Here is a 12,627-nt window from a genome sequence, read left to right as displayed (position 1 = left end):
GGTTCTTGTTAAGCCAGACAGGTTCCTAGACCAGGGAGAGATTTTATGGATATTCGCGCACAGGTCTCATCGGTATTTCACCTCGACAAGTGCATCGGTTGCCACACCTGCAGCATCGCCTGCAAGAACCTGTGGACCGACCGCCGCGGCAATGAATACATGTGGTGGAACAATGTCGAAACCAAGCCCGGTACCGGCTACCCGACCAAATGGGAAGACCAGGAGAAGTACAACGGCGGCTGGGAGCGGGTCGGCAGCCAACTACGGCTGAAGCAGGGTGGCAAAGCCGCGACCATCGGTAAGATTTTTCACAACCCCGACCTGCCGACCATGGACGACTACTACGAACCGTTCACCTACAAATACGCCGATCTGACCAATGCTCCGGCGGGGACCGATCAGCCGACCGCTCGCGCGGTCTCAATGGTCAGCGGCAAACCGATAAATATCGAAGCCGGTCCCAACTGGGACGATGACCTCTCCGGTTCGACGGTCTACGCCGCGAACGACCCCGGCGTCATCGAGCTGAGCGAGGAACAGCAACAGCAGCTGTTCGCCATCGAAAAGATGGTGATGTTCCACCTGCCGCGCATCTGCAACCACTGCAGCAACCCGGCCTGCGTCGCTAGTTGCCCCTCGGGCGCAATCTACAAACGCGGCGAGGACGGCATTGTACTAATCAACCAGGACAAATGCCGTGGCTGGCGGATGTGCGTCTCGGCCTGTCCCTACAAGAAAACCTATTACGGCTGGAGCAGCGGCAAGTCCGAGAAATGTATCCTCTGCTTCCCGCGTCAGGAGGCGGGTGAAGCCCCGGCCTGTTTCCACTCCTGCGTCGGACGGATCCGCTACCTCGGCGTGCTGCTCTACGATGCCGACAAAATCGAAGAAACCGCGATGAAGGCCGATGGTGAACTGGCCGCCGCCCAGCGCGAGATGATCCTTGACCCCTTTGACCCGCAGGTGCTCGCCGCAGTGCGCAAAGAGGGAATGGCCGAGCAGATCATCAAGGCTGCCCAGGCTTCGCCAGTCTACAAGTTCGTCAAGGAGTGGGGGATCGCCCTGCCGCTCCACCCCGAGTTCCGCACCCTGCCGATGCTCTTCTACGTGCCACCGTTGTTGCCGGTGCTCTCGACCGAACATCAGGGGACCCAGAAACTAGCCGATGACTTCTTCACCAGCCTCGAGCAGGCCCGCCTGCCGCTGATGTACCTGGCCGGGCTCTTTTCCGGTGGCAACGAAGAAGAGGTCAAGGCGGTCTATCGCCGCCTGATCGCGGTGCGTATCCAGCGCCGGGCCGAAACCGTTGGCGACATGGCCGAAGCCGAGGTCGTCAAGGCGCGGGAACTGGCCGGACTCGACGAGGCTGCGCTCGACGCCATCTACCGCATGACCAGTCTGACCCGCATCAAGGAACGGATTCAGGTGCCGCCAATGCTGCGCGAGCAGGCGGTTGAAGCGGGGATGGATCCCGAAGAGTACAAGCAGTCGATGGGCTTCGGCAGCCGCAAAGCGCCGAAGAGAAGGTGGTGATTATGCCGACGAACCTGGAACTCTGCCTTTCCTTCAGCAGACTGCTGAGCTATCCGAATGCGCAGGTCAAAATGGCAGCTGCCGATTGTTACAAGCAGCTGAAACAGTGTGACCCGCAGGCTGCGATGGCGTTTGCAAATTTTATCAACTTTCTCGAACAACAGGAATTACCGCAGATCGAAGAGCTCTACACCTCCGCTTTCGACCTGCAGGCGATTAGCTTCCCCTACATCGGTTATCAGCTGTGCGGTGAAAGTCAGGCCCGCACCATGTTTCTGATGAAGCTGCAGGAGATTTACAATCAACATAATTTTTCGTCAGAGGGTGAGCTGCCCGACCACCTGAGTGTCATGCTGCGCTTCATTGGCACAGTCCCCGACCCACAAGGGAATAGCGAGATCATCAGCGATGCGCTGCTGCCGGCGCTGGAAAAGATTATTCAGGGGATCGAGAATCAAGCGCATCCCTATCGCCAGTTGCTGGTGTCCCTGCAGACCTATCTGACCAACCTTGTTGCAATTGAACTGCCTGAAAGCGCACCGCAAAAGGAGTTATCCCATGGCTGATCTGATCCTGTTCGGCGTATTCCCCTATGTCGCAATGGCTCTGGCGATCGGGGTCGGTATCTATCGCTATACCATCGACCGTTACTCCTGGTCGTCACAGTCTTCACAATTTTTGGAGAGCAAAGCGCTTTTCTGGGGCTCGCTCCCCTGGCACTATGCGATCCTGTTGATCCTGATCGCGCATTTTCTGGCCTTTCTGGTCCCGGCCGGTTGGGGCGCACTGCTCGGTTCGCCGGCACGTCTGGTCCTGCTCGAAATCACCGGCATGGCGCTCGGCATCACCACCCTGATTGCGCTAGTGATCCTGATCTTCCGTCGCGTCATCAACCCGCGCGTTAACGCTGTGACCAGCCGGATCGACTGGGTACTGCTTGCTTCACTGCTACTGCAGGTCGCAGCAGGCGTGTACATTGCCATCAACCTGCGCTGGGGCGGGGCTTGGTATGTCCACACGATTTCACCCTGGCTCTGGTCGCTGGTCAAACTTGATCCGCAAATCAGCTATCTGACGAACATGCCGTGGGTCGTCCAGTTGCATGCGGTCAATGCCTTCTTCCTGGTCGCGATCTTCCCCTTTTCGCGCCTGGTGCACGTGGTCAGCATCCCGCTCGGCTACCTGGGTCGCCCCTATCAGGTGGTGATCTGGTATCGCCAGCGCCGTAGCAGCTGAAGGTAATTTTACTCGGGCGAATGAGGCTCCCACTTACCCTGAAATAAGACCAAAAGGTTTCTTTTGTGATGAGACAAAAGGCGACGGCCACATCACACAAAATACTGTTAACACTCTGGCATTTACTGTCTGCTTTGCCGCATGGATGTTCAATGGCGCGCCGATAACATTTCTGGCCGATAACCAGGTCTTCAAATGGGGGCCGATCGAGATATGTAGCACCCTATATTTGAAGACAATTATTCAAATACTGAATACAATTTTTCCGAAAAACTTCTCATCCCCAAACATCACCTTGGCCTAACCGTTAGGGTCCAGAGCGAACGTCTTTACAATTTCAGGAGATACAGCCCCTTGTTCAATGAGAGTTATCAAGTTCTTGAAAACTTCTGAACCAAGGACGGTGCAACCGAACAGACTCAGGCCTTTCAGATAGAGCGTTCTAATGTTTAGCTCTACCAGTGGACCCGCAATAGCTCCAGCCACAGCATATCGTCCACCTGGATGGAAGACCTTTAAATATTGCGACCACTTTTTACCCGCCACGAGATCAACTACAACGTCAGTAGAATTGAAACCAACGGCCTCAACTCGGTTTGCCTTTCTTAAATGTGGTTTTCAACCGCCCATAGCCAGAAATAATGCGGTGCTATCGAGAAGGCGCCGTGCCTGGGCCTCAATCAGATCAATTTGGGTCTGTTGCACCTGCTGTTGCGCGATGAGTAACTGGACATAGCTGGCCGCGCCCAGCTCGTACTGGCGCTGTATCGATTTGAGGGAATTCTGGGCCGCGGCATCGGCGACAGAGAGTGCAGTCAACCGCTGGGTGTTGTTCTCCAGTTCGCACAGCACATCGGCCACATTGCGCAAAGATTCGAGGACGACGCTTTGGTAATTCGCCGCCGCTGCATCGAAGGCGGCCAGTGTCGCCCGTTTTTCTGCAGGCAGGCCGGGATTGAATAGAGGTTGTGTCAGTTGGCCAACCAGAGCCCAGATCGCCGAACCACTGCCGAATAAGGCCCCGGTCGTCAAGGCCTGCGAACCGAGATTGGCGCTAAGGTTGAGTTGCGGATAGAGATTAGCGACCGCCACGCCGTATTCTGCATTGGCTGCATGCAGCAGCGCCTCGGCGGCCTGAATGTCCGGGCTCGAGCGGACCAGTTCGGATGGAACGCTCAGCGGCAGAGCGGCCGGCAGGGTAAACTCCTGCAGGGCGAAGGATGGCGAGCCGCTTGTGCCTGGCGCCGTGCCCGCGAGCACGGCCAGCAGGTGCTCGCTCTGTTGGAATTGATTGCGCAGCAGCGGAATGCTTGCGCGGGTCTGCTCCAGCTGGGTTTTCAGGGGAAGCTCCTCGTTAGGGGCAGCCTGGCCGAGTCGTACCCGCTCTCCGGTCAGCTTTAGCTGCTCTTCCTGGGCGTGAAGGATGCCTTCGGTGGCCCGCATTTGCGCGGAAAACCTGGCCTGGGTGACGGCGGTGGTGACAATATTGCCCACCAGCGTCAGCCGTGCGCCTGCCAGTTGGTAGCGCTGATAGTCGCTGCGAGCGGCCAAGGCTTCCAGGGCGCGCCGGTTGCCTCCAGCCAGGTCGAGATTGTAGTGCACGCCGACGCTGGCATTGTACAGATCGAATTCCCGAGCGTCGCCCGGCAGCCCCGAGGAATTGGGGTTGAATCGCTGGCGCTGGCCGGTGAGATTGGCTTCAGCCTGCGGATACAGGGTCGAGCCAGACTGGGCTGCATAACGTTCTTGCGCCTGCCGTAAAGTGGCCCTTGCCGAAGTCAGGGTCGGGTTGGCCTGCAAGGCTTCAGCGATGAGGGTATCAAGCCTGGCTGAACCAAATTCTTGCCACCATTGGGGGTTGACCGTCTCTCCCTCGACCAACCGCTGTGATTCACCCAACTCCGTGGGGGCTGAGGTTGTAAGGCCCGGCAACGGGGCAGCGGTGTAGGCCGCCACAGCGGGTGCTATCGGACGTTTAAAATCGGGACCGGCGGCGCATCCAGCCAGTAGACCGGTCACGAAAACTGAAGTGATAATTCTATAAATTCGTTGATGTTTCATTGGCTTCTCTCGCTTTCAACAGGTTAAACCTCACTCGAAACTTCGACCTTCGCCGGCTTCTTCGTAGGTCACGCCATCGCGGATGTGATAGATCCGCTTGAAGGTCGGCATGATCTTTTCGTCATGGGTGACGACGATGATCGCAGTCTCGAATTTGCGCGCCATATCGTTCAGAATCCGAATCACCGCCAGCGCCCGTTCGCTGTCGAGGGGCGCGGTCGGTTCATCGGCAAGGATCACCGGTGGGCGATTGACCAGCCCGCGGGCAATCGCCACCCGTTGCTGTTCTCCGCCGGAAAGCTGCGGGGGCATCGCCTTGGCGCGATGCTCCACATCGAGCGCTTTGAACAGTTCGATTGCCCGCATGCGCGACTCGCCGTTAGGTCTCCCGGCGAGCATCGGCAGCAGGGCGACGTTATCGGTGACATCGAGAAAGGGGATGAGATAGGGCGCCTGAAAAATAAAGCCGATGCGGTCACGCCGTAGGGCCCGCAAGTCTTTCACCTTCCAACCGCCGTCATAGATCACCTCGTCGCCGAGAATCATCCGACCGGCAGTTGGTTCGATCACCGCGCCCAAGCACTTGAGCAAGGTGCTCTTGCCGGACCCCGAAGGTCCGACCAGCCCGACAACTTCACCTGGGGCGACCTGCATGTCCACGCCTTTTAGGGCATCGACGGCGGTGTCACCGCGACCATAGCGTTTTTTCAACCCTTCGATACGAATCCCTTTGCCAGACATATTAGCCTCCAATGGCCTCGGCCGGATCGACCTTGAGGGCAGCGCGAATTGCGAAGATGCTTGCGAGAATGCAGATCACCACCACGGCGACGAAGCCGATCACCGAGTCGACCGGTTCCAACAGCACGTATTTGGGAAAGATTGGCGCCATCAGCAAGGTGGCCGAAATCTTGCCGACCACAAATCCGATCACCCCCAGGGCGACCGACTGCTGCATGATCATGGCGGCAATGGTGCGATTGCGGGTGCCGATCAGTTTAAGCACCGCGATCTCCCGGATCTTGCCGAGGGTCAGGGTGTAGATGATGAAGGCGACAATGGCCGCGCTGACAATCGAAAGTATAACCAGAAACATGGCGATCTGTTTCGCCGAAGTGGCGATCAGTTTACCGATGAGGATCTCCTCCATCTGGCTGCGGGTATAAACCGTCAGCCGCTTCCAGCGCCGGATTGATTGCGCCACCTCGTCGGAGTCATGACCTGCTGCAACCTGCACCAAAACGGCGTTGACGTAAGCGTTGGTGCTTTGCAATCCGATGACAGCTTCGAGCAGTCCCGGGACCTGCGGCCGATTGAAGTTTGGGTTGGCGACTGTGCGGCGGCGCTGCTGCAAAATGGCGTCATTGTCTTTGAGAAACTGGGCTTCCTGAGCATCCTTGAGTGGAATAAAGACCATCGGATCGCCGCCGGAAGAGACCATCCTTCGGGTCAGGCCGACCACTCTGTAGTGGTTGCGACGGATCTGCAGACGATCACCTAGCTTGAAGCCGGTGGCGATATCGGCCACCGCTTCGTAATGGCCACGGGTGATCTGCCTTCCGGCGACGAGATATGGCGGCCAGCCGGGGGTGCCGGGATCGCCGGCCGTAATGCCGGTGACCATCGACCGCACGTCGCGTTCGCCCTGGCGCACCTGCATGGTGAGATAGGTGACATTGGCCGTTTGCGCTACCCCCGGCATGGCGCGGATGCCGCGCCATGCATTATCGTAGATGCTCGATGGTTCGGCGTAGGGACCGAGGGTGCCCTGTTGCACTACCCAGAGATCTGCACGGCTGTTGTCGAGCAACGCTTTGCCGTCATCCACCATGCCGCGGTAAATGCCCGCCATCGACAGTGTCACGCCGATAAGCAGCCCAAGACCCACGCCGGTAAAGACGAACTTGCCCCAGGCGTGCATGATGTCACGGCCAGCCAGGCTGATCATCGCGGCACCCCTGGGATCTGCTCAACCACATCGATACTGCTGCGCGGAGTTAAGGTTTTTGCGCTGTAGACGACCACCTGATCACCGACTTCCAGCCCTTCGCTTATCTGGACATGACCCTCCAGATCGGCGGCACCCAAGGTGACGGTTGTGAAGTGCAGATCGCCACTTGCGACCTGCCAGACACCCAACTGACCGGCGATGCGCTGAATGGCTGCATTGGGGATGACCGGTGCAGCCGCAAGCGCCGGCAAGGCAACGGTCACCTCGGCCAGTTCTCCGACTGCTGGCAGCGTTTCGGGGATCTGGTCGAACTCCACCTTGGCGAGTATTTCCTCGGTCACCGCGTCAGCCAGGGGTTCCACCCGCAGGATGCTGCCTTGGACTGCTCTCGCCTGCGTGCGTAAGACGATTTGAGCCGCGAGGTTGGCGCTCAGCCCCCGGGCATTAATCTGATCGAAGCGTACATTGACCCACAGGTTCTGCGGGTCGATCAGCTCCACCACCGATTGGCCAGCCACCAGGGTGGTCCCTGGCTCTGCATTACGTAGGGTCACCAGGCCGTCAACCGGGGCGATAAGGGAGAGGTTCTTTAGCTGCGCGATCAAAGCGTCACGTTCAGCGCGGACACGGACTGATTCTTCACGTGCCGCATTCAGACCAGCCTCAGCGACCTGCAGCTCATGTTTCTTGCCGCTAAGGATCTCTTCGCTGGTCGAGCGTGCTGCAAGCAACTCTGCATAACGTCGGGCCTGTGTTTGTGCGTAAGCCTGACGGGCTTGAGCCTCACTCAGTTGGGCCGCGGCGCGCTTAAGTGCGGCATCCTGAGCCCGGATGCGCTGGTCGAGATCCACCGGGTCCATTTCGCCGAGGAGCTGCCCGGCCTTGACCCGATCCCCTACCTGAACATCCAGGCGCTTGATCCGCCCGGCGAAGGTGGGACCGATCTTGAAGGTGTAGCGGGCCTCGACCGTGCCGATACCGAAGAGTGCCGGCGCAATCGATTGGTTTTCCACCCTGGTCACCGTCACCGGAACCGGTGCGAGCGGCCCCGAACGAAGGGCGACATAGACAAAGAGAGCCAGCAGGGGTAACAGCACGACCAGTATGGCCAAGGTGCGTTTCTGGATAGGGAATCTCATTGCACTCTCCTGATACCGCGATGATAGATGGCAAAGACCCGCGGCGCGTCATGACGGATGCGGCCGATATCGCCAGCCAACAGCGATTGCATTACCAACCCCTGGACTGTGCCGATGAAGAGGATGGCCGAAGCTTCGGTGTCAAGATGGGCATCCAGTTCGCCGCGTGTCTTGCCTTCCTCGAGCAAACGCCTCAATCGCTCTCCATAACGCTGGATGAGCGTCTGCACCATGCGCTTGGGACCCGTCTCCTCAGCGCGCTGCAATTCACCAAAGAGCATGCGGGGAACCCCGGGATGCTCGACGACAAACTCCACGTGGGCCAGGAACATGGCTTCCAGCGCGGCAAGCGGTGACGGCGCCGCCTGCACCGCCTTATCCACCCGGGACAGCAACCGCTCAGACACCCACTCCATCACGGTCTGCAGAATTGCGTCTTTGTTAGGAAAGTGGCGAAACAGGGCGCCTTGGGTCAGGCCCATGCGCTTGGCAATTGCCGCGGTAGTGATATCGCTGGGGTTTTGCTCTGCAGCCAGCTCGACCACCACCTTGACCGTCACCGCTCGGCGTTCCGCCGCTGGGAGATTTTTTTTTCGGATATTCATAGCGACTCCGTAAAGATAGTAATTGATTACTATCTTTACGGAGTCCGTGGATTTTGTCAAGGGGGATATTGAGATTCGCAAAAAATAAGTCTGCGCGTCGACTTCTATCTAAGGGGGGCTTTGATTTTATTTGAGAATTGAATCATCTGCTGCTTGAGACACTCGAAGAGATTGGATCACAAGAGAAGTTGGAGGGGAACGTTTTCAAAAGAACAAACGGAGTAAATCCTCATGGCACTGTGCTATCAACGGGTCAATAGTCTCTATTTGTTGCGGTCCTTAACCATCTTCTCCAGAAATTCCTTAAGCACTATGCCGTGGTTATGCCGCACATCTCTGGCCGCATAAATTAGAGTCAATCTGGAGTGCTCTGCTCGAGAGAGCAGGTTCGTCGCCTCTTCGCCGTGGCCATTCAGTTCTTCGAAGTAGAAATGCCTGAACGCTTCCCATTTGTTCGGTTCGTGAGCGAACCACTTGCGCAGTGTGCTGCTGGGGGCAAGAGCTTTCTCCCAACCGTCAAGTCTCAGTTTTTCCTTGCTGATTCCCCGCGGCCAAAGGCGATCAACCAGAATTCGCAATCCATCAGTGTCTTCAGGCGGGTCGTAGGCTCTTTTCAGACGAATCAGCATTGAATATGCCGTTTTTTCATTCGCGTACGTAGGTGTCCATGTCGGTTTCATGCACCATCCTCATAAGACGTGCATACTCCGACTCGATCAATTCGTAATGTTGATGAGTTGAGTCGGCGTTGCTGATAAAGACAGCACGCACGGCCTCATCGGAAATTTTTTCAACCAGAGTCCGTAATGCCTTCTCTAATTTCAGTTCCTTGTCCAGGGCAAGTTCCATCGCCTTCCGTTCGTTGAGGCCCTCCATCAGCGCTCTTTCCAGGTCAGTTAACCAGTCGCTGTCCGGCGCGGATTCGAGTTTCATGTACTCTGCAAAATCGGGGAGATCGTCTCCCTGGTAGATGTCATAGAACGTTTTGGCGTGCTCGACTTCTTCAGCTGCCAATAGTTCGAAGGTTCTGCATGCCTCTAGGTTTTTCATGTGCTTTGCGCACAGCAGGTAAAAGTCCCGGGCGTACTTTTCTGTTTGAATAGAGCGTTTTATCGCCTCTTGCACATCGACATTTTCAAACATAACAATTTCCTTTCTGCGTTCAAATTTTTAGTTTCAAGTTCGACCACAAAGGACCAACGTCTTGGCCTATAGTTACTGGTCAATTTAGCGTTTTGTCCGGTCGAAGCACTGACCGGAGTCAGCCATGTAGTCGCACTGATCCTTGGGGGCAGCCTCCACCTCGAAGAGTTCGTAAATGCCCTCTGGGACCTTCCCAATAACAGCCATGATCTCTTCTCTGATACAACCATCTTCGAAGATGAACAGGTTGTCAGTGCTGTCGTGGATACTGAAGCGTTGGCCAATTTCAGCCGACCATTTGTCCTGCCAGCGGATCTTGTCCTTGATAAGCAGTCCCAACATAATCATGGCTCCTTTCAATAATTTCCAGGTGATGGTACCAATCAGCTAGCTCCGGTCTCGGGCGGAACTCGTATTAACATTCTACCAGAGAAAATTCTGTTTAAGACTTCCGCATAGCTGGAGTCTGCGAGCAGGATCAAGGAATCTGGCCAGGAATCAGAGCGCTCGTGGAACAACTCGCCGCTAAGCCTCCTGCGGAAAATCATCGACACGGATCACTTCGCGCCGCGCCGCTTCGGCTGCAATTATCAGCTCTTGCTCTGCCGCAGATATAATCCCGGCCGCCGTGGCTGCGGCCAGGTTTGGTTCATTCTGCCTGGGGAGTTCTCCACGGTTGTATCCCTGGCGAATTTTCTTTTCGGCCGCTTCGGCGGCGATCACCTTGGGGAGAGCATCCTCGATGCGGCCCAGCGGTTCGTTCAGTTCAAGCGGGACAAAAATTCCATGCGTCAAGCGATCTCGCGTTGCACCGGGCTCCATAAGCAGCTTGGCGACCTGGTGGCCGAGTTGATCGCTTGGAGCGGATGCACGGATGCCGAGGGGAAAGGTTGCCAGCCGCAGCAGCCAGGCGATCGGCCGGTTGGGGAAGTTGCGGAAGAATCCGAGGAAAGCAGTATCTATGGCACGGAAGCTTTCGGCACAGGCCCAGTCGACCAACGGCTTTTCTTCAACGGGATGCCCTCGATCGGCAAACTGTTTCACCACCGCCGAGATCAGATACAGGTTGGACAGGATGTCCGCCAGGCGCCCGGAAAGCTTCTCCTTGCGTTTGAGGGTTCCACCTAAAATCAGCATTGCCGTGTCGGCTGTCAACACAAAGGCACTGCTGAGCCGGGTGGTTTTTTGGAGTTGGCGACGGCAAGGATCGTCCGGAACCTTCAGCAGCAAGCCGCCGGTCAAACCCGACCAGAGCGCACGCACTGCGGTGCTGATGGTGAAGCCAAAATGGGCAAAGAATGATTGATCGAACTGGCGCAACCCGACGCCAGGATCCGGGTTGGAGACCGCCTGCATCTCCTTGAGAACATAAGGGTGGCTGCGGATCGCGCCCTGGCCGAAGATGATCAGGGTGCGCGTCAGGATATTGGCTCCTTCAACGGTAATGCCGATGGGGATCGACTGATAGGCACGGGCCAGATAGTTGCGTGGCCCGAGGCAGATCCCGCTGCCCCCTTGTACGTCCATAGCGTCATTAATAACCTTGCGCATGCGTTCAGTTAGGTTGTATTTGACGATTGCCGAGAGAACCGTCGGCTTCTCGCCACGATCTACTGCGGCACAGGTCAGAACGCGGGCGGCTTCCATCTGGTAGGTCAGGCCAGCAATGCGTGTCAGGGCTTCCTCGACCCCTTCCATCCGGCCGATCGGCACGCGAAATTGGCGGCGGATGCGGGCGTAGCCGCCGGTGGCACGGCAGGCCAATTTACCCGCACCAGTGCTCAGTGCCGGCAGCGAGATAGAGCGACCGACCCCGAGACTTTCCATCAACATCCGCCAACCCTGACCAGCGCGTTCGGTGCCGCCGATAATCCAGTCGAGGGGGATGAAGACGTCCTTGCCCCAGTTGGGCCCGTTCTGGAAAGGGATGCCGAGGGGATCGTGTCGACTGCCGATGGTGATGCCCTGGGTGTCCGTCGGGATTAAAGCCAGAGTAATGCCGAGTTCCTCTTTGTCTCCCAGCAGATGGTCCGGGTCGGAAAGCTTGAAGGCCAGCCCGAGCAGGGTGGCCACCGGTCCCAGGGTGATGTAGCGTTTTTCCCAGTTCAGGCGGATTCCGATGATCTCTTCCCCCGCAAAATCCCCCCGGCAAACAATCCCACGGTCAGGCATCGCCGCCGCATCACTCCCTGCTTCGGGGCCGGTTAGGGCAAAGCAGGGGACCTCTTCTCCCCGGGCCAGGCGTGGCAGGTAAAAATCCTTTTGCGCTTCGGTTCCATACTGGAGCAGCAGCTCTGCCGGCCCGAGCGAGTTCGGAACCATCGCTGTAACCGCTGCGGTGATGCTTCGGCTGGAAATTTTCATGATCACCGCCGAGTGAGCCAAGGCGGAAAAGCCGTGGCCGCCATACTGCAGCGGGATGATCATGCCGAAGAAGCGCTGCTCCTTGAGAAATTGCCAGACTGCGGGCGGAAGGTCCTTGTCCTGGGCGACAATTTGCCAGTCGTCGAGCATCCGGCAGAGTTCTTCGACCGGTCCTTCCAGAAAATCCTGCTCCGCTTCGGTCAGTGAGAGGACGGGCAGGGAAAAAAGTTCATGCCAGTCGGGTCTGCCGCTAAAAAGTTCGCCATCCCAGCCGACGGTACCTGACTCCAGAGCCTCGCGTTCGGTATCCGACAGTGGGGGCAACATGCGTTTGAAGATGATGAACAGGGGGCGGCTGAGCAGATTCAATCGCAGAGGAGTGAAATTTATGATTCCTACCAGGATCAGCGACCCGGCGACCAGGCCAAGTGTCTGCGTCGTCGGTCCGCACGTTAGATAACTGATCGAACCAGATGCGATGAGCCATGCGAGAGACCAGATTCGTAATGGAGCTCGAAAATAGGCCAGAACAAAAAACAGCACTAAAAGGAGCAAAAGGATCAGAACCATATCAACCTCTCATTCTCTCCCTTGA

Annotated in this window: 13 protein-coding genes; 3 read left to right on the top strand and 10 right to left on the bottom strand. The window is 57.2% G+C overall.

The genetic code is table 11. The features are described from left to right. The first annotated feature begins 45 nt into the window (after nucleotides 1-45). Genes narH through narI form a run of 3 tightly spaced genes read left to right on the top strand, consistent with a single transcriptional unit; the run spans nucleotide 46 to nucleotide 2,769 of the window. On the top strand, nucleotides 46-1,533 hold the full coding sequence (gene narH, locus D888_RS0118460; RefSeq protein ID WP_020678055.1) for a nitrate reductase subunit beta: 1,488 nt from the start codon (nucleotides 46-48) through the stop codon (nucleotides 1,531-1,533). Between the two features lie 2 nt (nucleotides 1,534-1,535). After that, complete coding sequence (narJ, locus tag D888_RS0118455; protein ID WP_020678054.1) at nucleotides 1,536-2,099, top strand: nitrate reductase molybdenum cofactor assembly chaperone; 564 nt, start codon at nucleotides 1,536-1,538, stop codon at nucleotides 2,097-2,099. Continuing rightward, nucleotides 2,092-2,769, top strand: coding sequence for a respiratory nitrate reductase subunit gamma (narI, locus tag D888_RS0118450; RefSeq protein ID WP_020678053.1), 678 nt, complete (start codon nucleotides 2,092-2,094; stop codon nucleotides 2,767-2,769). Before narJ ends, narI begins: the two co-directional genes overlap by 8 nt. Before the next feature lie 300 nt (nucleotides 2,770-3,069). On the opposite strand, the gene D888_RS24930 is transcribed toward narI, so the two are convergent. The 10 genes from D888_RS24930 to D888_RS0118400 form a co-directional block, all read right to left on the bottom strand. Beyond that, complete coding sequence (locus tag D888_RS24930) at nucleotides 3,070-3,315, bottom strand: zinc-binding dehydrogenase (RefSeq protein ID WP_083928912.1); 246 nt, start codon at nucleotides 3,313-3,315, stop codon at nucleotides 3,070-3,072. A gap of 72 nt (nucleotides 3,316-3,387) precedes the next feature. Continuing rightward, nucleotides 3,388-4,830 carry an efflux transporter outer membrane subunit gene (locus D888_RS0118440; RefSeq protein WP_020678052.1) on the bottom strand — a complete coding sequence of 481 codons (1,443 nt, stop codon included), beginning with the start codon at nucleotides 4,828-4,830 and terminating at the stop codon, nucleotides 3,388-3,390. Nucleotides 4,831-4,860: 30 nt separating this feature from the next. After that, nucleotides 4,861-5,571, bottom strand: coding sequence for an ABC transporter ATP-binding protein (locus D888_RS0118435; RefSeq protein WP_020678051.1), 711 nt, complete (start codon nucleotides 5,569-5,571; stop codon nucleotides 4,861-4,863). 1 nt (nucleotide 5,572) lies between these two features. Then, complete coding sequence (locus D888_RS0118430) at nucleotides 5,573-6,778, bottom strand: ABC transporter permease (protein ID WP_020678050.1); 1,206 nt, start codon at nucleotides 6,776-6,778, stop codon at nucleotides 5,573-5,575. After that, a complete protein-coding gene (locus tag D888_RS0118425; protein ID WP_020678049.1) occupies nucleotides 6,775-7,920 on the bottom strand; it encodes an efflux RND transporter periplasmic adaptor subunit in 1,146 nt (381 codons plus the stop codon). Before D888_RS0118425 ends, D888_RS0118430 begins: the two co-directional genes overlap by 4 nt. Continuing rightward, nucleotides 7,917-8,525, bottom strand: a complete 609-nt coding sequence (locus D888_RS0118420; protein WP_020678048.1) for a TetR/AcrR family transcriptional regulator — start codon at nucleotides 8,523-8,525, stop codon at nucleotides 7,917-7,919. The genes D888_RS0118425 and D888_RS0118420 overlap by 4 nt, the downstream gene beginning before the upstream one ends. A 263-nt stretch (nucleotides 8,526-8,788) precedes the next feature. Further along, nucleotides 8,789-9,154 carry a DUF488 domain-containing protein gene (locus tag D888_RS0118415; protein ID WP_020678047.1) on the bottom strand — a complete coding sequence of 122 codons (366 nt, stop codon included), beginning with the start codon at nucleotides 9,152-9,154 and terminating at the stop codon, nucleotides 8,789-8,791. A 16-nt stretch (nucleotides 9,155-9,170) separates the two neighbouring features. Beyond that, nucleotides 9,171-9,668: a ferritin-like domain-containing protein gene (locus D888_RS0118410; RefSeq protein WP_020678046.1), complete on the bottom strand. Its 498-nt coding sequence runs from the start codon at nucleotides 9,666-9,668 to the stop codon at nucleotides 9,171-9,173. 84 nt (nucleotides 9,669-9,752) lie between these two features. Continuing rightward, nucleotides 9,753-10,010, bottom strand: a complete 258-nt coding sequence (locus D888_RS0118405; RefSeq protein ID WP_020678045.1) for a hypothetical protein — start codon at nucleotides 10,008-10,010, stop codon at nucleotides 9,753-9,755. A gap of 183 nt (nucleotides 10,011-10,193) precedes the next feature. Then, the gene (locus tag D888_RS0118400) at nucleotides 10,194-12,602 is read right to left on the bottom strand and encodes an acyl-CoA dehydrogenase (protein ID WP_020678044.1); all 2,409 of its coding nucleotides are present in this window, start codon (nucleotides 12,600-12,602) and stop codon (nucleotides 10,194-10,196) included. Between the last annotated feature and the right edge of the window lie 25 nt (nucleotides 12,603-12,627).

It is taken from the genome of Geopsychrobacter electrodiphilus DSM 16401, assembly GCF_000384395.1.
Classification (GTDB): domain Bacteria; phylum Desulfobacterota; class Desulfuromonadia; order Desulfuromonadales; family Geopsychrobacteraceae; genus Geopsychrobacter; species Geopsychrobacter electrodiphilus.
This window is presented reverse-complemented; position numbering and strand designations above follow the sequence as displayed.